This is a genomic window from Halomonas sp. GD1P12 (genome assembly GCF_025725645.1).
Taxonomy (GTDB): Bacteria; Pseudomonadota; Gammaproteobacteria; order Pseudomonadales; family Halomonadaceae; genus Vreelandella.
Genome location: NZ_CP107007.1, coordinates 1,326,474 through 1,348,287, shown reverse-complemented (window position 1 = coordinate 1,348,287; position 21,814 = coordinate 1,326,474). Strand labels below are relative to the sequence as shown.

7 protein-coding genes are annotated in these 21,814 nt (G+C 62.6%); 3 read left to right on the top strand and 4 right to left on the bottom strand.

Annotated elements, in window-relative coordinates:
• Position 1: 1 nt before the first annotated feature.
• Both OCT39_RS06250 and OCT39_RS06245 read right to left on the bottom strand, forming a co-directional pair.
• Complete coding sequence (locus OCT39_RS06250; RefSeq protein ID WP_263586801.1) at positions 2 to 391, bottom strand: thiol-disulfide oxidoreductase DCC family protein; 390 nt, start codon at positions 389 to 391, stop codon at positions 2 to 4.
• Between the two features lie 168 nt (positions 392 to 559).
• The gene (locus OCT39_RS06245; RefSeq protein WP_263586800.1) at positions 560 to 13,954 is read right to left on the bottom strand and encodes a carbohydrate-binding protein; all 13,395 of its coding nucleotides are present in this window, start codon (positions 13,952 to 13,954) and stop codon (positions 560 to 562) included.
• A 607-nt stretch (positions 13,955 to 14,561) separates the two neighbouring features.
• Here OCT39_RS06245 and OCT39_RS06240 point away from each other — a divergent pair.
• The 3 genes from OCT39_RS06240 (at position 14,562) to OCT39_RS06230 (ending at position 18,218) form a co-directional block, all read left to right on the top strand.
• A complete protein-coding gene (locus tag OCT39_RS06240) occupies positions 14,562 to 16,319 on the top strand; it encodes a type I secretion system permease/ATPase (RefSeq protein WP_263586799.1) in 1,758 nt (585 codons plus the stop codon).
• Entirely contained in the window at positions 16,316 to 17,650 is a 1,335-nt protein-coding gene (locus OCT39_RS06235) for an HlyD family type I secretion periplasmic adaptor subunit (RefSeq protein ID WP_263586798.1), read from the top strand. The genes OCT39_RS06240 and OCT39_RS06235 overlap by 4 nt, the downstream gene beginning before the upstream one ends.
• Before the next feature lie 100 nt (positions 17,651 to 17,750).
• On the top strand, positions 17,751 to 18,218 hold the full coding sequence (locus OCT39_RS06230; RefSeq protein ID WP_263586797.1) for a flavodoxin family protein: 468 nt from the start codon (positions 17,751 to 17,753) through the stop codon (positions 18,216 to 18,218).
• A 61-nt stretch (positions 18,219 to 18,279) separates the two neighbouring features.
• Here the strand turns inward: OCT39_RS06230 and fadA are convergent, their stop codons facing one another.
• On the bottom strand, positions 18,280 to 19,458 hold the full coding sequence (fadA, locus tag OCT39_RS06225; protein WP_263586796.1) for an acetyl-CoA C-acyltransferase FadA: 1,179 nt from the start codon (positions 19,456 to 19,458) through the stop codon (positions 18,280 to 18,282).
• Positions 19,459 to 19,482: 24 nt separating this feature from the next.
• The gene (gene fadB, locus OCT39_RS06220; RefSeq protein ID WP_263586795.1) at positions 19,483 to 21,654 is read right to left on the bottom strand and encodes a fatty acid oxidation complex subunit alpha FadB; all 2,172 of its coding nucleotides are present in this window, start codon (positions 21,652 to 21,654) and stop codon (positions 19,483 to 19,485) included.
• Positions 21,655 to 21,814 lie beyond the last annotated feature (160 nt).

The window sequence follows — 21,814 nt, the reverse complement described above, 5'->3', positions numbered from 1 at the left end:
ATCATGATGACCAGCGCCCCTGGCGCTTGAGGCGCTTTTCGACCCAGTGGTCGTAGTAGCGGCGAAGCCCCTGCTTGATGCCGGGCAGGCCGATAATATACGCCCCCGGCACGAGCCAGGGAATACGCTTCATCAACAGCCGGTAGGCGTCGATCCCTTCGATGATACGGCCGTTTTCAAGCTCGATGTGCAGCGAGCGCAGCGCGGTGTCGCGTGCAATGCCGCGCGCGTTGAGCGTCTGCTCGTACTCGGTGACGTCGCACCACGCGATATCGTCGCCTCGCCGCCCGGCCAAGCGTTCGAAAATTCGCCGGTCCTTGCGACAGCTCGGGCACTGGCCGTCGTAAAAGACCCGCAGATTATCGCGTTTGGAAATGTCAGGGTGATTCATGGGCAGTCGCTCCCTTTCGAGACTTCAGTGTGGCACTGCCCGGGGACAACGCAAGCCGCAGTGGGCGATGAACATCGATAAAAAAGCCCGCGCTTTGGGAAAAGCGCGGGCTCGAGGGTCGAGCCGCCGGGCGCATTACCCGGCGCGTTGGTGAGGACTATCGAGCGATCAACTCCACTCCCCCTGTTCCTGCAAACCGCCGAGGCTGACGTCGCTGCTGAACGCCACCACGTCATCCATCGGGAAGCCCATCGCCTCGGCCTCGGGGTCGAACGCCATCGTTCTGGTGGTACTGAAGGCCTGCGCGTCCTGCCCGGCGTCGCGGGTGATCTGGAACGAGGCCAGATCCATCGAGCCGCCGTTGAAGGTCACACGCAGCACCTGAACCCCTTCGGCCAAGTCGAGCGTGAGCGTCGCCCCTTCGACGTACACGCCCCAGTTGCCGGAGTTGGGCACCGCGGCCGTTGCCTGCTCGTAGAAGCCGCCGTTTTGCTCCACCGCCGCGGTGATCGTACGCCCACCGTTAGGGCTGGCGGTCACAAACGATAGCGTATGAGTGCCGGCCTGCTCGATATTGATGGTGTACTCCAGCCACTCGCCTTCGTCTACCCAGCCCACCGCCTCGCCGTCGCCGACCACATCCACGCCATCGCCAGGACGATAGTCGGTTCCAATCTGGAAATCGTCGGCGTCGTTGTAGGAGATGCCCTGCCCGCCCTCATCGTAGTCCACCGCATTGAGCGTGAGGCCCTCATCGGCATCCACGGCCCAGGGCACGCCGCCGGCGTTAAAGGCCTGCTGGCCATCACGCGCCAGAGTGAACGACGCCAGATCCTGGGATCCGCCGTTGAAGGTCAGCCTAAGCACCTGCTCGCCGGCCTCGAGTGCTACCTGGGAAAGCTCGGTGCGCTGGAAGTTGCCCCAACCGCCGGTGGGTGACACCACGACCGCCTCGCTTGTGACATAAGGCGCACCCTCGCCCTGGGTGAAGGTCGCGGTAATGCTGCGCTGCGGGCCGCTGCCATCACCCAGCGCCGACAAAAACGACAGGTCATAGACGCCGGCCTGCTGAATATCGAGGGTGTATTCGATCCACTCGCCTTCGTCCACCCAGCCGATCGCTTCACCGTCACCCACGATATCCACGCCATCCCCGGGGCGGAAATCGCTGCCGATCTGGTCGGCCTCGGCGTCGTTGTAGGCCACGTTCTGTCCCCCTTCATCGTAGTTCACCGCGTCCAGCGTGAACCGGCTGCCGACCTGCCAGGGATCGCCGTCCTCTGTAAAGGCGCGCTGGCCGTCATCCACCGGAGGTTCGACCGGCGGCTCCACCGGTGACTCGACGCGCGTCAGATCGAAGGAGGCCAGATCCATCGAGCCGCCGTTGAAGGTTAGCCGCATTACCTGCTCGCCGGCCTCGAGCGCCACCTGGGTGGTGTCGGTGCGGGTGAAGCTGGTCCAGCTGCCGGTCGACGCCACGCCCACCGAGGAGGTCGTCACGTAGGGGGCATCCCCCTTGGCGAAGCTTGCGGTAATCGAGCGCGCCGCGCCGCCGGTGGCGCCCAGCGAGGTGAGGAAGTCCAGCTCATACACGCCGCTTTCGCTGACGTTGATGGTGTACTCGACCCACTCGCCGTTCTCGATGAAGCCGATCGCCTGGGAAGGCGTGGAGATGTCCACCCCTTCGTCACTGCGGAAGGTACTGCCGAAATGCTCGACGGTGGTATCGTTGTAAGCCACGCCCTGGCCGCCGTTGTCATAAAGCCGCGCTTCAAGGCTGAGCCCCTCATCCCCCACCGCCCACGGCGTTTGAGTCGCATTGAAGGCGCTTTGATCCTCGATTGCCGGGGCCTCGAAGTCCAGCGTGAAGGAGGCTAAATCGAGCTGACCGCCGTTGAAGGTGAGCCTGAGAACCTGCTCGCCCTCTTCGAGCTCGAAGGTCAGCGGCCCCACGGTCTGGAAGTTACCGAAGCTGCCGGTGTTGGGCAGGCTCTGGGTCTGGGCCGGGGTATAGAAGCCGCCGTTTTGCTCGAAAGCGGCGGTGATGCTCTTGCCGGTGCTGGTCGCCGAGGTCGAGAAATTCAGCGTATAGGTGCCGGCGGTTTCGACGTTCAGGGTGTACTCGACCCACTCGCCGTTGGCGACATAGCCGATCGCCTCGCTGCCGTTGGAGATGTCTACCGCTTCATTGGCACGAAACGCAGCGCCCTGGTGCGCGGCGGTGGTGTCGTTGTAGGCCACCCCCTGGCCGCCGTTATCATACAACTTCGCCGCCAGCGTCAGGCCGTCGCTGCCCACCGCCCAGGGCATTTCCGTGGCGTTATAGGCACTTTGTTCGACCGGCGCCGGCGCCTCGAGGAAGTTCGGTACACCGTCGTTATCGTCGTCATCGTAGAGATCCACCCGGCCGTTGCCGTCGGCGTCTTCCGCCCCGGTGGGGTCGTAGGTGGCGACGTTTTCGACCAGGAAGATATTGTCGTTGTAGTCGTAGTTCACCCCCGCGTAGTCCTGGATGACGATGTAGGTGTTCGGGATCACGTTACCCGCGGCGTCCCTGGCGATATACACCCGAATCAGGTGGCCGTCGTTCTGGTCCCAGTTGAGGTTGGTACCGGGATTACCGATGGCGTCGATGGTGTCCTCGTAGAGGTTGGCGTCCGGGTCCGACCAGGAGATGTAGCCCTGGCGACCGGAGATCTCGGCAAAGAAGCCAAACGGCGCGTCGCGATCGAGCGTCGTGGCGGTCAAACCGTTTCCGCCCAGGGTGCGCGGCAGAAGCGTCTGCCCGTCGGCGCCGTCGTGGGCCAGAATTTCGTCGCGGTCGCGGCTATCCACATCGTGGATGAACAGTCGCGCCACGTCCCCCTGGGTGTGGTAGGCCGCAAGCTGGGTGATCTTGACCGGCGCACCCGCCTCGGCGCGCTGGAAGTAGGGCGAGAGAATCTCGTCGCCGTTGGCTTCCACCAGCCCACCGCGGTTCATGATGCCCTCCGCCACGTTGGTCGAGTAGCCAAAGGCGTTGACGATCTCCTGAACCAGCGGCTCCTGCCCGCTTTCGGAGCGGTTCTGGGCCAGGCCCGCCAGGGCGATCGTCTTCTGCGCCGAGTCGGCGTCGCTCGAGCTGATCACCAGGCTCGCCTCATAGAGGCTTGCATCGTCCGGGTCGTCGGCGATGAAGCGCACCGTTACGTCGACCGACTCGCCCGGCTGCAAACTCACTGCCGTAAACGGCTGGGTAAGCTCGAACAGAGTCGTATCGCTGACCGCGATGGCATCGATATCGAGCACCTCGATGCCATCGTTGCGCAGCGTCATCGTGACTTCGTCGTGGACCACCTGGGCGGCGTTGGCCGGATTTTCGATGCGCGACATCACCAGCCGGTCATTGGAGGGCACGGCGTCGTTGTTGATCACCGTGAGCTGACCGCCGGTCACCGGCGAGACACCTTCGATCACGAACATGTTGTCGTTGTAGTCGTAGTTGATGCCGGTGTAGTCCATGACGCCCAGGTAGGTATTGGGAATCACGTTGCCTTCACCGTCGAGCGCGCGGAACATGCGCACGGTGTAGCCGCGCTCGATGCCCGCTGCATCCGCCGGCGGCGTGCCGCCGCCTTGTGGATTGAGCGCCGGGTCGGTGGAGAGATTCGCCACCTCGATGCCGAAGAGACCCTGCCCGGTCCAGCCGCCAGGGATATCGGCGCGGGTGAACGTGGCCGTAGAAAATTCGCCGTTGCTCTTGATCGGCAAGAGGCTCTGGTTGTTATTGCCGGCGTGGTTGCTGAAGATGATATCCTGGTTCTTGTTGCCAGGATTATGGATACCGATCGTCGCCCCACCATCGCCGTGGTAGGCGGCCAACTGGGTGATCTTCGCCTGGCTTACGCCATCGGCCAGCGACCAGTAGCGCGACAACACCTCGTCGTCGTTGACCGGGCGGTAAAGGTCGAAGTCGTTGAGCACCGAGTTCTCGCCGCCGCCGACGGTGGTCAGGCCCTCGATCCGGTTACCGAAGCCGAACACCTCCCACACCTCGTTGACGTTGGGTTCCCAGCCGCCTTCATCGCGGGCCTGCCAAAAGCCGGCCATGTGGATTTCGGCGACCGGCGTCTCGGCGTCGTTGGTGATCAGGCGGATGCGCCCTTCGAACACGCCGTCGCCGGCATCGTTGGTGGGCGGCGTGTAGCTTGCCCGATCGAACAGCACGGCAATGTCGAGCGACTGGCCGGCGGCCAGCGTCAGGCCTTCGAAAGCGTCCGGATCGGCGAGCACGAAGGGGCCATCGATATCGGCATCGAGAATCACCAGATCCTCGCTTCCGGTGTTGGAGAGCGTGACCGTTGCGCTCTCCTTGAAGTCGCGGTTCGGGTTCGAGGCGCTGTTGTTCTCCAGATAGTTGAAGTGCAGTCGATCGGAGAAGTAGGCCGCGTCGCCGCTTTCAATGACCAGATCGGCGCTTTCGTTGACCGCCACCGGGGCCACGTCGAGATAGTCCAGATCACTTGCGCCGTTGGCGCTGGAGACCACGCGCAGGTTGTAGTCGACGCCCGCTTTCAGCGCCACGTAGGTGCCCTGCTCACCGGCATCGCCCGCGCCCGGGTAGCTCAGTACCTCCACCGGCCGGCCGTTGAGCGTCAGCGTCAGCCCCTGGCCGTTATCGGCGCCGGCGTTGGCCGCCAGATCGAGCCGGTAGAGACCGTCGGCGTCCACGTTGAAGTAGAAATCCGCGGTCAGATCGTTGATGGTACGGGCGCTGTCACCGCTTTCGAGTTCGATACGCGCACCGCTGGACACGTCGGCGTACACCGGCATGAACGTATCCGCCGGCGCATCGAACACCCGCAAGAAGTCGATGTTGGGCCCGTTGGCACCCGGGGCGGTGACGCTTACGGTGTTGCTGCCCGCCTGCAGATTGATCAGCACGTTCTGGAAGAACCAGTCGTTTTCTGCGGCGTTACTTTGACCAGCGAAATTGACCAGCCCCAGATCAATGCCGTTGACGGTGAGCGACAGCGGCCGGTCTGCCTTGGTAGCCGCCAGCGCGTAACGAAAGCCCACGTCATAGTTGCCGGTGGTATCGACGTTCACCGTCCAGGTAATGCTCTGATCGCTGGTGCCGTCGAAATCGACGTAGCCCGTGCCGGAGGCGTTGCGGTCATCGGCGCTTTCGGGCACCACCACCGCGCCGTCGAGTACGGCGTTCTCGGCTTCGTAGTCGGTAAAGCCTGCGGGGTTATCGTCGCCGACCACGCGCAGAATCTCGAGCTGGTCGACATTGGGGCCGGTATTGGCCACGGCCTGCAGCCGCACGGTGTTCTGGCCACTAACGAGCGTGGCCGCCACGTCCTCGGTGAGCCACTCGGCCCAGGCCGCATCGCCGGTTAGTCCCGCCGGCGGGCTGAAGTCGAACACGCCAACGCTCACGTTATTGACGAACACTTCCAGCGGCCGGTCGGTGGTGCCGCCGTTGGCGTAGCGAAGCCGCAGCACTGACTCGCCGGCGTCCGCGGTATCGAGATCGAAGCTGAAGGTCAAAAAGTCCACGTTGGTGGAGCCGAAGTCTGCGTAGCCGCCGAGCACCCCGTCGTTATCGTTGGTATTGCCGTCGATACCAAAGGAGCCGGGGCGCAGGCCGTTGGGCAAGCCTTCGGTGGTTTCGGGATTGATGGCGTCCCGGATCTGAATCTGGGCGCCGGCGCCGGTGGCGATAGTCACCGCGGTAGCGTCCTCCGGCGTTCTATCCTCGGCCTGGATCACCAGCAGTGATTCGAGCTCGCCGGGCACCGGATCGACGGGATCGATGACGCCGCCGGGGGCCGGGTCGAGGCGGATGATCTGGCTCTGCCCGTTGGCGCGGTTCAGCGTCAGGATATAGAGCTGGCCGGTGATCGGGTTCTCGATGATGTCGAGCGGGTCGACATAGCTAATGACGTTGCCCTGGGGGTCGCGCAGCACGTCGTCACCGATCACATTGCCGTTGGCATCGAGGGTTATGCTGCGCACGTCGTCGCCGCCGGAGTACTCGGTGAACAGCACGTTGCCCTGCAGGTTGCCGCCGAACACGCCACTCTTGTACTCCACCGCGCCATTGGGCGAGCGGTTCTCACCGAGTGAATAGACCCCCCCGATGTCGTAGGTGCCCTCCGGATTGGTGCCGACCGGGTAGCGGTCCACCTGATGGGGGTCGACGCCGCCGGTCGGGTTGCCGCCGTTCATGATGTACTCGTCGCGCAGCGGGTTGGGGTGACCGTAGTAACCGCCCTCGACCACCTTGAACAGGTAGTCGTCCTGCTTCTCGACGTTGGTGTAGCGCTCGTTGACCGGGGTCGACGGGTCATCGGGGACGTTGCCGCCCGCCGCCGAGCCGTTGGTCGGCACATACAAGAAGCCGTTGGAGTGCCAGACCAGATCGTAAGCGTTACGCGCGCCAGTGGCGAAGATCGTCAGCACCGCGTCCTCGGCGAAGGGGTCGTAGTAGCTTTGCAGCACGTTGCCATCGGCGTCCTGCACCGTGGCCACGCCGCGCTCGTCAAAGACCAGAAACTCGCCGTTGCCCATCGGAATCGGGTCATCCTTGGGATGGCCATCCGGGTCGTTGTAGCGGGTGTTCTGGCCGTTGTTCGGCACTGGTTCGGTGGAGACATCGAAGCCTCCGGGCGGCGCATCGCGGGTCGGGTCGATCTCCATGACCGCGGCGTTGAGCAACCGCTCGGGGCGGTTACCCCAGGCGCTGTCCGGCTCGCCCATCGCCGAGTTGGAGCCCTGGATGAGATACAAAAGGTGCGTCGGCACGTCCGGGTTGGCGGTAGCGTCGTATTCCGGATTGGCGCGGAACTCGAGGCTGTTGGTGACGTGGTCGCCGTTGGAGCGCGGAAGCCCGGTGATGTAGGGCTCGGCGGTGCCGGAGAAGCCGCCATTGTCGTCGAGAGTGATCCTGGTGATCCGCCCGCTGAACTCCGGCACGCCGTTGTCGCGGCCGTTGAGCGGAATCGGATAGTTGTCGGTGATCCAGAGCACGTTTGGATCAGTGGGGTCGACCACCAGACCGATGATGCCGCGCCGGTCGTTGCCGCTCTCCGCGCCCGCCTCGAAGAAGTAGTCGCCGGGAAGCGAAAGCTCCTGACGGTTGCCGAGCGAGCCGGTCGCAGGGTCGATATCATAACGCAGAATCTGACCGCCAATGGTTGCGATGTACATGGTCGAGCCGTCGGCGGTGATCTCGAGCGAGGTAAAGCCGAAGGCGCCATCGGCAGCGCCGTCAAGCTCGATCACATCGTTGAAGGCCACGTCACGCGCCACCACTTCCGGCTCGGCGCCGGTGACGAAAGTGTTGGTGTACTTCTGGAACTCGCGGGTGGGCGCTGTGAGATCGTCGTTGGCGCCGCGGTCCTGGAAGCCGTCGATCACCAGGGTGTAGCTGGTGAACGGCTTGAGCATCTGACTCGGCGAAATGGTCAGCGAGTCGAAGCCGCCGGTGGTGTTGACGTTGAAGGCGACCTCTTGGCCGCTGACGGTTTCGAACAGGTTCACCGAGCCGTCGGTGAGACTTTCGAGCAGCGCGCCGCCCCGGCCGTCGACCACCGAGATACCGACGAAGATGTCGGACGATGGGTCGACGCCGGTCGCCACGGCGCTATCGTCGGGCTCGAGATTGACCTCGACTTCGTTCTCCCCCACGCCGGCGATGGCACGGGCGTCGGTGAAAAAGGCGTAGTCCTCGAAGGCCGGGCGGTCGTCGTTCGGCGTCAGATCCGGCAGCGCCTGGATCTCGATGTACTGGATCTCGGTGTTTTCGTTATCGAGACCCAGCGAGTCCAGCGTCAGGCGGCCATCAGACACCTGAACGATGCGGGTGACCAGATCCGAGCGTACGCCCTGGGTGTCGTCGGCCGGGTTGGTGTCCGCCGGGAAGTCCGCAGGGCGGAACGGCGTGAACGGCGTATTGAACAGCTCCCCCTCGACGTTGAGCACGTTGCGGCTATCGTAAGGCCCGGATGTGTCGCCGATCGACATGGTCACCTCGTAGTAGCCATCTTCGAGCTCGATCTCCCAACCGGCGCGCACGTAGGCGCTTCCGGGCTGGTCGAAGTGGGCGTAGGTCCCCAGGCGTGGGTCGAGCCCGGCGATGTCGTCGGTGCGGTCGTTGACCGCCACGCTGGTCAAACTCGAAATATCCAGCGGCGTGGTGCCGGGCTCACCGTCGTAAATCGACGCCTCGGTGACCCAGCCGTAGCGATACACCTGGCCATCGACGGTCACCGACTGAGTGCCAAAGCCCTTTCCGACATCGGCGATATAGCCTTCAGGAATCGCCACCCCTTCCGGCTGGAAGTTGATCTTGATGGCAAAGCGTTCGCCGGGTTCGACGACGACCGGTGGCTCGACGCCTTCCCGGGTGATGCTCACACGGTCGATGTTGGGACCGGCGTTGGTCAGGTTGGCCAGGCGTATGGTGTTGCTGCCCGCGACGAGTTCGACGTCGAGCGTGGTCTCGGTCCAGTTCTGCCAGTCGGTGGCGCCCACGCCGGTCGAGGCGAAGGCAAGACTGCCCTGGGAGGCACCGCCCACCAGCACGTCCATCGGCCGGTCGACACCGCTGGTGCCGGCGTTAGCGTAGCGCACCGTGAGCTGATAGGTCCCCGCCTGGTCGACGACGACGTTAAAGGAGGCGGCGTCGCCGATATTGCTCCCCATGTCCAGGTAGCCACTGCCGGTAAAGCCGTCCCACAGGCCATCGGCGCCGGCGTCGGCATTGGTTTCCGGGTTGGCGGCGTTGCGCACCTGGGTATCCAGGGTCGTCCCCACGTTGCTCGGGTCATCGATGGCCAGCGCCTCGCCTTCGATGGTGAATTCGAAAGGCGGCGTCGTCGGCGTTTCGCCCTCTTCCGACAGGGCAAACGTGATCTGGTCGATATTGGGACCGTTGGCCACACCGCCGTTTGCCGCGGCAGGAATGGTCAACGACAGCGTATTGGCGCCGGCCTCAAGCGTGACCTCGACGGTCTGCTCGAGCCACGCATCCCAAGGGTCGTTGACCCCGTCGTCGGGGGCATTGGCAAATGCCAGCTGTGGCCTGGCGGCGCCGTTGACGGCCAGATCCAGCGGTCGTGGGGCGGTACCGCCGTTGGCGTAGCGGATCGTTGCCGTGTAGGTGCCCGCTGCTGGCGCGTCGATGTTGAAGGTGATCCGGTCGCCGGCGTCGGTACCGAAGTCCAGGTACGCCCCGCCCACCGCGCCTTCGCGGTAGGTGCCGAAGTCGTCCGGGTTGGCGGCATCGACCACCCGGGTGACCGCGCCCTGGGCGGTGCCGCCCACATCAGTGACCACCGCCGTCTCGGCCTGGATCGTGAAGGGTTCGACCACCGGCGCTTCACCGCCGCCGCCTTCGTCGATATCGTTGACCGTGATCAGCGTGCTCTGCGAGACGCTCGTTTGCCCATCGGATACCGTGACGGTCAGCTCGTAAACGCCGTCCTCGTTGGTGTCAGCGGGAAGTTCCGCATCCGGCGCGTTGATGAACGATAGCGCCCCGGTCGCCGCATCGAAGCGGAAAAGCGCCGCGTCACTGCCGGATAGCTGAACCGACAGCGCGTCGCCGTCGGCGTCTGCCAACGCCAGGTTGGCTATCAGCGTACTGTTTTCGTCGATAGCAACGTTCGCCGCGAGGCCTTCCAGCGTGGGTGCAGCGTTGACTGGAGCGTCGATACGCTCGAACACCAGCGAGTCGATGCGCATCAGCTCACCGCCGGCGCCGCGAAGCGCAAGGCTTGCGATATCGCCGGCAGTCACTTCAAACGGCGTTTCGAACACGATCTCCTTGCGGTTACCGCTCTGGCCGGCGTTGCCGCGGGCGCCCACTCCCACCAGCGTGCCGAAGGCGTCACTTAGCACCACGTTGTCGCTCAGGCTGTTGCTTTGAACGTTGCGCGCCTGCAGTACGGTGTCGCCAATGGTGAGCGTCAGCGAGCCTTCGCCGTCGTTTTCATCGAACACGTAAAGTTTCGCCACGTACCAGCCAGGTTCTATCCCGCCGGCGGCAAGATCGGTACCGATAGTGGCCGGGGCGTTGCTGGTCAGGCGAATCAGCTGCTCGTTGGAGGCGCTGGCGTTACCGGTGACGATCAGATTGGACGCCTCGAGATCGGTGAAATTCTCCGCCTCGATGGTGACCGCCCCGCCGACCTCGACCCCTTCGATCAAAAAGCTCAGCGTTTGAGTGGCAGAGAGCCCCGCCGGGTCGGTGGCGCGGATGACGATGTCGAAGGCACCGCTTATGGTCGGAGTGCCCTGGATGACGCCGTTGACCACCTCGAGTCCGTCGGGCAGGTTCTCGGCACTCAGCGTCAGGCTGTCGCCATCCGGGTCGCTAAAGAGCGCGGCCAGATCATCAAGCGCTATCGCGGTGAAGCTCTCCCCCACTTCGCCGAAGTAGGGCTCGAGCGCCGCGGGTGTGGCGACCGGCGCCTGGTTGACGTTTTCGATGGTGAGTGCGAAATCCGTCGACGTCGTGGCGGCGCCATCGTCGGCGGTGATCGACACGGTATAGGTGCCCGGCGTCAGGCCATCGAGGCTTCCGACCAGGGTCTGCTCGACGATGCTCAAACCGGCCACGGTGACCGGCTGGCCGCTGCTGTCGATGATATCGAAGCGGTAGCTGAGCGCATCGCCGTCATCGTCAACGAAGGGCAGATCCATCTCGAGCGTCGCACCTTCCTCCAGGCTCAGATCGGCGATACCGCCGCCCACCACGCGCGGGGCGCTGTTGGTGTCGGCCTCGGCGGCGTCAAAAAGGCGCACATCGCTGAAGCGAGTGCTGCCCTTGGCGCCGATATCGTCGTCGTTGATGAACACCAGCGAGTCGATCGTGGTGCCGGCGTGGTTGCCTAGGTCGATGGTGAAACGCAGCGTGCCGTTACCGGTATCCACGCCCTGGCCACGCAGGTCGACGAAGCCGCCCTGGGACTGGGTGCCCCCCAGCTGGTAGACGCTGTTGCCGCCGTTGAAGGGGTTGGCATCGTTGTCAAAGCCAACCGCGACGATCTCCGGCACCGGCGACTCGGAAATCGCGATTTCCAGGGTCAGCTGAGACTGGTCGTTGATGGTATAGCTTTCGCCAAGCCCTGCCCGCTTCCAGACGTTATCCGTCAGCGTGAGCGTTGCGCCTTCATCGGATACCGTCGCCCCCGTGCCGCTTGCCGGATTGTCCTGGGCGTCGTTGTAGGCGCTGATGGTGGCATCACCGAAAAGCACATCGAGCGCGGCAGGCGCCGGCTCCTCCTCCACGGTTTCGAGGGTCAGCGCGAGAGTACGCTCGGCGCGGTTGCCGAAGGCGTCGCGCACCAGAAGCGTTGCGGAAAGTGCGCCCTCCTCGAAGCGTGACAGATCAAGCAAAAAGCGGCCGCTTTCGTCCGGGGTGACCTCTTCGACGCTTACACCATCGTCGAAGCTGACGCCAACGAAGGTCACATCGTCGTCGAGCCCGGTCACGCTGAAGCCGGCGGTGGCGGCATCAGACGTATCGATGACGAGCGTATCGGCGCTGAAATCAAGCGTTGTGGCGTCGGCGTCGGCGCTGACGTCGCCGACCGGGCCGCTGCCGGCAGTGGTAACCTCGAGCCGGTCGAGGTTCGGGCCGCTGGAGGCGCCAGCTGGGATGCTCAGCACGATGATATTTTCACCGGCGGTGAGCTCGGTGGTCAGGCTTTGATAGCCCCAGACGTCGAAGCCTTCCGGCGCAAGGTTGGTGGCGTTGGGGTCGGTGGTGACGAAGGGCTGATTGCCCAGCGCCTCTCCGTTAACAAAAAGCGCCATGGGCCGATTGCCGTTGCTGGCGTAGCGAAAATTCAGATCGTACTCGCCGGCCTCCAGAACGTTGACGATGAAGGTCAGGCTATCGCCGGGCTGGCTGCCGTAATCGACGTAGCCAGTGCCGGAGTAGTCCGGGCGCAGGCCTGAAAACGTCGTGCCGCTTTCGGGGTTATTGGCATCGCGCACCAGCGTCGCCGCGCCGTTGGTGGCGCCAAGGGTGGCCTCCTCGGCCTGAATGACGACCGGCTCGATGACCGGGTTAGCCGGCGTTTCGGGGTCGACGACCGTCGGCGCAATCAGTGCGACTTCAACCTTGTCGATGTTGGGCCCGTTGGCGGCACCGCCAAGGCGCAGCGTATTGCTGCCGGCGGCAAGCGTAATCTCGAGCGTTTCCGTCGACCACCCCTCCCACTGGCTGGCGGCGAGGTTAGCCGGGCGGTTGGCTTGCGGCACATCGGACACGTCGTCCGGGTAGTAAGCCGGCGCGTTGGTCGGCGCGAAGGCGAACGTGCCCAACGGGCTGACCGCCCCACCCTCGACAAGGCCCAGATTGAGCGGGCGTGAAGAACTCGTCGCGTAGGTGATCGTGACGTTGTAGGTGCCGGCCGTGGCGACATCCAGCGTGAACTCACCATAAGCGTCGGCGTTGCCAAGCGCCCAATCCAGATAGCCTGCCCCTTCGGCGCCGACCCGGAAGGTTTCGCTACCCGTGGTGAAGCTTGCGATGTTGTCGACCGTGGTCGCGCGGTTGGTGGCGCTGTTTTTTACATCGGCGCTGGGTGACACCACCATGTCCTCGGCCTGCACGACGTAGACATTCGGGTTGGGTGCGCGCACCTCCAGAAAGTCGAGATTGGGGCCGCTGGCGCCGTTGGAGGTGAAGCTAACGCTGTTTTCACCGGCCTTGAGCTGCACGCGCACGGTGCGCTCACCAAAGTCGCTGAAATCCGTTGGCTCAGAGGTCAAGGTGGTGCTCGGTAGATCGAACATGCGATCGACGAGCTCGCCGTTGACGTCCAGACGCAGCGGGCGGTTGCGCTCGCTGCCATCGGCATTCTGGCTCAGCGCGTAGCCCAGCGCCAGGTCGTATTCACCGTCCTGCTCGACGCTGAATATGAACGTCAGCGTTTCGCCGCCAGCTACGCCATCGCCGTAATCGACGTAGGCCTGGCCGTCGGCGTTGACCGCGTTGGCCACCTCCGGTCCGGAAACCACGTTGATCCCCGGGCCGCTCAGCGTCGCGTAGGCACCGCTGGACACCTCCTGGTTTTCGGCCTGGATACGAATGGGAGTAAAACCGGATACGGCGGCGGCGTTGATCATGGCGTCAGGCTCCATCGAGGTCTCGGGGTCGATCATCAAGGCTTGTACAGCGAAGGCATCGTGCGTTTGGGGTGCGACAGGCGCTTGTGCGCTGCTACCGTCTGTAACGGTCAGGTTGAGCGTGTAGAGCGAGTCGGGGAGCAACCTGCGCTGCTCGTCCAGCGCCTCGAGTCTCAGGCTTAAAGGGCCCGCAGGTGGGGCAGGTAGTGACTCGAAAACGAACGGGTGTTCGAGACTTTCGAGCACCCTGGTTTGGTTGTTTGCGTCCTGCCAATACAGGCGCAGCGTATGAATGGCATCGTCCCAGGCAGTGTGTTGGGTATCGATATGAAGTTTGCTGTTCGCAAATATCGTTCCCTCCCACTTTTTTTCTGTTCCCGAGAGGCTTGATAACGCTTTGGATTGATTATCTAAAAGCGATACTAAGTACATGGCCCACCCCATTTTTATTGGAATTATCAAGAGCCTTTAAAGCGCAGTGGACATCGGAGCATTTTTATAAGTATGAAACGACGATGTCCTTCGCCAGAGACACTTGCCAACCTCACCTGACCTCCCGGGCCCAGCGCGTGGTTAGCATGGAGTTTAATCAGACTTCAAAAGCAAGCGGAAGTGGGTATCAGAAAGCCTGGAGCCCACGCTACATGCGGGCTTCACGTGAGCGGAAAAATAAAAACTTGTTAATTCAGCTCTCTTAAAACGCTAACTAAACCGCGATATCCGAAAAACATTGGGAACTTAAGAAAACGGTATTAACGAAAATAATAGCTTTTGATTATTAATTTAATGATCACAGAAAACATTAGCTCCTAAGACTTACTGTTCTTCTCTCTTATTAATTAAATAATGGAAAATTGAAAAAAATAGCCCGAGGTTAAAACAGCGATCCTGATACGCTGGCAAAACTGATAACAATAACAAAATGACCCTGCGTTCATCTTGCAGCCCTCTTACCAACGCCTTGATGTTTCAAGCGAACCGACCCATACGCCACGGTGGGGCGGCCAATAATAACGACAATCCTGCCCTGGAGCGTGCCATGCTAAAACCCAAAGAAGGCTCGGATCTTGCGAAGGTGCTCGGCACCTGCCGACGAAGTTTTATCTACGTGGGTATATTCAGCCTTTTCATCAACCTGTTGATGCTCGTTCCACCGCTTTACATGCTGCAGGTCTACGACCGGGTGATCACCACGAGAAGTCTCGAGACCCTGCTCATGCTGACGCTGGTCACGGTATTTTTCTTTCTGGTCATGGGGGGGCTTGAGCTCATGCGCTCGCGCATTCTGGTGCGGGTTGGCAACAAACTCGACGTGCGCCTCAGCCGTCGGCTCTACGCCGCGATGTTTCAGCGCTCACTGATGAGCCCGGGAAAACCCTCCGCCCAGCCGCTCAATGATCTCACCACGCTGCGCCAGTTTCTGACGGGCAATGCCCTGTTCGCCTTCTTCGATGCCCCCTGGGTGCCGGTTTACATCGCCGTGCTGGCACTCTTCCATCCCTGGTTCGGGCTCTTCGCTCTCGGCGCCGGGCTCATTCTGGCAACGCTTGCCATTATCAACGAGCTCAGCACCAAGGCGCTGTTGAACGATGCCAACGGTCAGCACGTCATGTCCCAGGATCTGGCTAACAGCAACCTGAGAAACGCCGAGGTACTTCACGCGATGGGGATGCTGCCGGGCATCATGGGGCGCTGGAGCGCGCGCCACTACGACTACCTGATGCTGCAGTCCCGCGCCAGCGACCGCGCCGGGGTGATCACCAATACCTCCAAGGTGCTGCGGCTGATGTTCCAATCGCTGATTCTCGGGCTTGGGGCGTACCTGGTGCTGACCGGCGATATCACCCCGGGCATGATGATCGCGGGCTCGATTTTGATGGGCCGGGCGCTTGCGCCAATCGATCAAATGATCAATGGCTGGAAAGGTTTTGCCGGCGCGCGCACTGCCAAAGCGCGTCTCGAGGAGCTTTTGGTGGCCATTCCCGCTGAGCAGCCGCGCATGCCGCTGCCCGCACCCAAGGGGCGGCTAGTGCTCGAAGGCGTGAGTGCCGCGCCCCCCGGGCAAAAGCTCGCCACGATTCGCGACATCGATCTTACCGTGGCGCGCGGCGAGCAGATCGCGATCGTCGGACCGAGTGCCGCGGGTAAGTCGACGCTGGCCCGGGTGGTGCTGGGTATCTGGCCCAGCCAGCTTGGCTGCGTGCGTCTGGACGGCGCGGATATCGCTCAGTGGAATCGCGCCGCACTGGGCCCTCATGTGGGCTACCTGCCCCAGGATATCGAGCTTTTCGACGGCACGGTTTCGGAGAACATCGCTCGCTTGGGCGAGGTCGACCCGGAGGCGGTGGTCAGGGCGGCGCGCAAGGCGGGCGTTCACGACATGATTCTGGCGCTGGAAAACGGCTACGACACCTGGCTCTCTCATGGGGGCAACGCCTTATCGGCAGGCCAGCGCCAGCGTATCGGGCTTGCCCGGGCACTCTACGGTAAACCGGTACTGATCGTGCTGGACGAGCCCGATGCCAACCTGGACGACGCCGGCGAGGCATCGCTTGCCGAGTGTCTGGTGGGTCTGCGCCAGGAAGGCACGACGACGCTGGTGATTACTCACCGCACGCGGCTTTTACAGAGCGTCGACAGAATTCTGGTGCTCAAGGATGGCAGCATCGCCTCGCTCAAACCGCCGGCACGCGTTCAGCCCGCTGTGCGCATGACCGCCGACGGCCTTCGTCCCCAGCCGGTGACCACGCTACGCCCTAGCGCCCGTGGCCGTAATCCACAGGAGAATCAGCCATGAACACACAAACACCCCCGGGCTTCCCCGCCGCCGCCAACGATGAGCTTCCGCTGGAAGATACCCGCTACCGGCGCATGGGCGTGATCATTCTGGCCGTGGCGATCGGTGGCTTCGGCAGTTGGTCGGTGTTCGCCAACCTGGCGGTCTCTGTGGTGGCACCGGGCTCGGTCTCCGTTGAAAGCTTTACCAAAACCGTTCAGCACCTGGAGGGCGGCATCGTGGAGCGCATTCTGGTCGAGGATGGCGACCACGTCGGCGCCGGCGATGTACTGATGGTACTCGATGACACCCAGGCGCGTTCCCAGCTCGAGGTCATCCGCGCCAATTACCTCATCAGCCGGGCCACGGAAGTCCGGCTACTGGCCGAGCTCAGCGACGCCGATACTCTCGACTTTCCTGTCGAGCTGACCGAATCCACTAGCCCACGCGTACAGGATGTGCTCGATGTGCAGCGGCGGCTATTTCATTCACGGCGCGCATCGCTGGAGAGCACGCTGGCCTCGCTCGACGAGCAGGTTACCCAGATGAACGAACAGATCCAGGGTCTGACCAACACCCAGTCGATCAACCAGCGGCGCATCGGCTCACTGGAAAACGACGCGGCGAACCATCGCCAGCTCTTTCAAAGAGGCATGATCAGCAGTCAGCGCCTGCACGAGCTCGAGCGCGAAAGTCTTGAGTATCAAAGTGTCAACGCTCAGCACGCCGCCGACGTGGCCAGGCTCAATTCTCAGGTGAGTGAAAACACGCTGCAAAAACAGGTGCGCCTGCAGGAGTTCCAGCAGCAGGTCGGTGAGGCGCTGCGTCAAACCCAGGCGGAGGTAGCAGACGCCGAGGAGCGCCTGACCGCGCTTTTGGATAACGTTGATCGCACCGAGGTGATCGCTCCGGTCACGGGCACCGTGGTGGGGCTTCAGGTGCACACGCCCGGCGGCGTCATTCGCCCCGGCGAGGCGCTCATGGATATCGTACCCTCGAACGTCGGCTTCATCGTCGAGGCTCGGGTGCCGGATCACGATATCGACCATCTCTATCATGGACAGCCGGCGGAAATTCGCTTCAGCGCCTTCAATCAGCGTCTCTCCAACGTGATCGAAGGCGAAGTCGTGCATATCAGTGCCGACAGCTTCGAGGACGAAGCGACGCGAGCGCGCTATTACAAGGTGCGTTTACGGGTCACACCGCAAGGCGAGGAGAACATGACCGAGAGCATGACGCTTCTGGCGGGTATGCCTGCCGAAGTGATGCTCAAAACCGGCGATCGCAGTTTTGCAAGCTATATCGCCAAACCGATCACGGACATGCTCGCCCGCGCCATGCGCGAAGACTGATGCCGGGCCGCCCCTCGTCGCATCGTCGAACCGTTCGAGTTGGCACTGCCGGCGTATAAACGTGTAGCGTAGCGCTCATCATCAATGAAGGAGCGCTACCATGAGTGCCAAACGGCTTTTGATCATTAGCCATGCGCCCTCTCCCAACACGCGCCGGCTGCGCGACGCCGTGATCGAAGGCGCAAGCGACGAGGCGGTCGAAGGTATCGAGGTGCGCGCGCTCGCCCCGCTCGACGTCACCCCGGACGAGATCATCGCCGCCAACGCGGTGGTCATCGGCACGACGGAAAATCTGGGCTACATGGCCGGGCTGATCAAGGACGTGTTCGATCGCTGCTACTATCCATGCATCGAGCATACCGAGGGCCTTCCGTTTGCCTTCTACGTCAGGGCCGGGCTCGACGGTACCGGCACGCGCCGAGCCCTCGAGGCAATCACCACCGGTCTTCGCTGGCGTCTGGTTCAGGCGCCGCTGATCTGCCAGGGCGATTTCGACGAGGTGTTCATCGACCAGTGCAGAGAACTCGGGCTTTCGATGGCGGCGAGCCTGGAAGCGGGCATCGTCTAAACCCAAAAACGGCACCCGAAGGTGCCGTTTTGCGTTGCCACGCGTAAGACGTACTTGACGCCTATTTTAGCCGTTCGAACACCGTGGCCACGCCTTGGCCCATGCCGATACACATGGTGGCAAGGCCAAGCGTGGTGTCCTGCTGGCGCATCACGTTCAAAAGCGTGGTGCAGATGCGCGAGCCGGAGCAGCCCAGCGGATGGCCCAGCGCGATCGCGCCGCCGTGAAGATTGACCTTCTGATCGAGATCGTCCAGAAAACCAAGATCCTTCAATACCGGAATGCCCTGGGCGGCGAAGGCTTCGTTGAGCTCCACGGTTTCGATATCCCTGGCGGAAAGCCCGGCGGCCTTGAGCGCCTTTTTCGATGCCGGCACCGGGCCGTAGCCCATGATGGAGGCGTCGCAGCCGGCCACACCCGTCGAAAGTACCCGGGCGATCGGCTCGAGACCCAAAGCCTGAGCGCGCTCGTAACTCATGATTGCCATCGCCGAGGCGCCAACAGAAAGCGCCGAGGAGGTGCCCGCGGTGACGGTACCGTTACGCGGGTCGAACACCGGTTTGAGCTCGGCCATGGACTCCATACTCGCGTCGCCGCGCACGACTTCATCGTGCTTGACGTTGACCCGGAAGCCATTGCTGTTGTGGCCTTCGACACCGATGATCTCGTTGTCGAAGTAGCCCTTCTCGTTGGCGGCCTTGGCCCGCTGGTGTGAACGTACGCCGAACTTGTCCTGCTCTTCACGGGTGACGCCGTGCATCTTGCCCAGAAGCTCGGCGGTCAGGCCCATCATCATGGCGGCCTTGGCGGCGTACTTGCTCGCCGCCGGGTTGACATCGACACCGTGGACCATGGGCACGTGCTCCATGTGCTCGACGCCGCCGATGACGTACATGTCGCCCATACCCGCCTTGATGTTCGCCGCGGCGATGTGCAGCGCGGTCATCGAGGAGCCGCACAACCGGTTCACGGTTTGTGCTGGCACGGTACGCGGAATGCCGGTCATGATCGCCGCGTTACGGGCGATGTTCATCGACTGCTCGAGGGTCTGATTCACACAGCCCCAGATCACGTCGTCGACCTCCGCCGGGTCCAGGCTGGCGTTACGCTCGAACAGCGCCTGCATCACCGCCGCCGACAGGTTTTCGGCGCGCACGTTGCGAAATGCGCCGTTTTTGGCCTTGGCCATGGCGGTACGAACCCCGTCGACCACCACGATATCCCTTGGATTCAAACTCATCATATTTCTCCTGTTCGCGGTGACTTAGGCCTGGTCTTTGTAGAAACGCTCGCCGTTTTGCGCCATTTGCTTGAGCTTTTCAGTCGGCGCGTAAAGCGGACCAAGTTCCTCGCTGAGCTTTTCGGCCTGCGCCACGAAGGTGTCCACGCCCATGGCGTCGATATAGCGCAGTGCCCCGCCCCGGAAGGGAGGAAAACCGATGCCGTAGATCAGCGCCATGTCGGCTTCGGCGGGCGTGTCGACGATGCCGTCTTCCAGGCAGCGCACGGTCTCCAGACACAGCGGCGTCATCATCCGCGCGATGATGTCCTCGTCCGAGAACTCCTTCTGCTCACCCGCGACCTCCTTGATGAGCTCGTAGGCTTTTTCATCGGTGACCTTTTTGGGCTTGCCCTTCTTGTCTTCCTCATAGGCGTAGAAGCCCTTGTCGTTCTTCTGGCCCAGGCGGTCGTTCTCAAACATCACCTGAATGGCCGTCTTGCCTTCGCGCGCCATGCGATCCGGGAAGCCTTCCGCCATCACCTCGTTGGCGTGCACCGCGGTGTCCATCCCCACCACGTCGAGCAAATACGCCGGGCCCATTGGCCAGCCGAACTTCTCCATCACCTTGTCGACGTGCTGGAAGTCGGCGCCCTGCTCGACCAGAAAGCTGAAGCCGCCAAAGTAGGGGAACAGCACGCGATTGACCAAAAAGCCGGGGCAGTCGTTGACCACGATCGGCGTCTTGCCCATGGCGCGGGCGTAGGCGACGGTCGCTGCGACCGCCTCGTCAGAGGTCTTTTCGCCACGGATGACTTCCACCAGCGGCATGCGGTGCACCGGATTGAAAAAGTGCATGCCGCAGAAGTTGTGCGGGCGCGCCAGGTTCTTTGCCAGCCGGTTGATCGAGATCGTCGAAGTGTTCGAGGTGAGGATGGTGTTCTCACCGACGTTCTTCTCGACCTCGGCCAGTACGCCCTCTTTCACTTTCGGGTTCTCGACCACCGCTTCGACGACCAGATCGACGTTTTCGAAGTCGCCGTAGGAGAGCGTCGGACGAATGTTGGTGAGCTTTTCAGCCATCTCTTCAGGCGTGAGTTTTTTACGCTCGACCTGCTTGCCAAAAAGCTTGCGCGCCTCTTTCAAACCAAGCTCGATCGCCTCGCCCTTGATGTCCTTCATCAGGATCGGCGTGCCCTTTGAGGCGCTCTGGTAGGCAATACCGCCGCCCATGATGCCCGCGCCCAGCACCGCGGTCTGCTTGACCGGGCGGGCCTGTTTTTCGTACTTGCCGGCCTTTTTCTTGACCACCTGATCGTTCAGGAAGAGCCCGACGAGGTTGAACGCCACGCTGGTCATGGCGAGTTTGGCAAACGCCTTCGCCTCGATCGCCTGGGCGCGCGCACGCTCCTCGCCGGCGCCTTTCTGGATGACCTTGATCGCTTCGATGGGCGCCGGATAGTGCGGGCCCGCCTTGCCGGCGACATAGCCCTTGGCGGTCTCGAAGGCCATCATCTGTTCGATGGCGTTGAGCTTCAAAGGCGCCTTCTTCTCGGCGCGGCGGCTCTGGTAGTCGAGCTCGCCGGCGTTGGCGCGGTCGAGCATATCGAGCGCGGCGGCCTCGAGCTGGTCGTGGGCGACCACGGCGTCGACCGCGCCCATCTTGAGCGCCTCGGCCGGGCGGTTTTCGCTACCGCCGGCAATCCACTCGATGGCGTTGTCCGCGCCGATGATGCGCGGCAGACGCACGCAGCCGCCCCAGCCCGGCAAAATGCCCAGTTTGGTTTCCGGCAGGCCCATCTTGCCCTTCTCGCTCATGACGCGAAAATCGCAGGTCAGAAGCACTTCGCAGCCGCCGCCCAGCGCCAGCCCGTTGACCGCGGCCACGGTGGGAAACGGTAGATCCTCGATGGCGTTGAAGATGTCGTGGACCTTGAGGTTCATCTCTTCAAGATACGCTTCGCCCTTGTCGAACAGCGAATGAAACTCGGTGATGTCGGCGCCGACAATGAAGACATCCTTGGCGCTTTTGATCAAAAGGCCCTTGAGGTCGCGCTCGCCTTCGATCGCGCCGACCGCCTCGCCCAGCTCCTGCACCACGGCGCTGGAAAGCTTATTGATGGACTCATCCTTCAAATCGAAAGTGAGCGTTGCGATGCTGTTGCCACCTTGGGTGTCACGACGCTCCACCGTGATGGCGTTGCCTTGATAGATCATCCGCGCTGTCTCCACTGGTACGGGCTTTACAGATACGAGCTCTACAAATCGGGCGGGGGCCGAACGCGGGCCTGCCGCAATTTTCATACGGTCGTTTGATCGCTCAAGCCTGGTCGAGTTGCCTGTCAAGGTCAAGCCTCCAACGACGCCTCAAGCGGAC

Bases quoted from the DNA above. Each gene is read 5' to 3' on its own strand.
- fadA (WP_263586796.1), bottom strand. From the start codon at position 19,458: ATGAGTTTGAATCCAAGGGATATCGTGGTGGTCGACGGGGTTCGTACC.
- OCT39_RS06235 (WP_263586798.1), top strand. From the start codon at position 16,316: ATGAACACACAAACACCCCCGGGCTTCCCCGCCGCCGCCAACGATGAG.
- OCT39_RS06230 (WP_263586797.1), top strand. From the start codon at position 17,751: ATGAGTGCCAAACGGCTTTTGATCATTAGCCATGCGCCCTCTCCCAAC.
- OCT39_RS06240 (WP_263586799.1), top strand. From the start codon at position 14,562: ATGCTAAAACCCAAAGAAGGCTCGGATCTTGCGAAGGTGCTCGGCACC.
- OCT39_RS06250 (WP_263586801.1), bottom strand. From the start codon at position 391: ATGAATCACCCTGACATTTCCAAACGCGATAATCTGCGGGTCTTTTAC.
- fadB (WP_263586795.1), bottom strand. From the start codon at position 21,654: ATGATCTATCAAGGCAACGCCATCACGGTGGAGCGTCGTGACACCCAA.
- OCT39_RS06245 (WP_263586800.1), bottom strand. From the start codon at position 13,954: ATGTACTTAGTATCGCTTTTAGATAATCAATCCAAAGCGTTATCAAGC.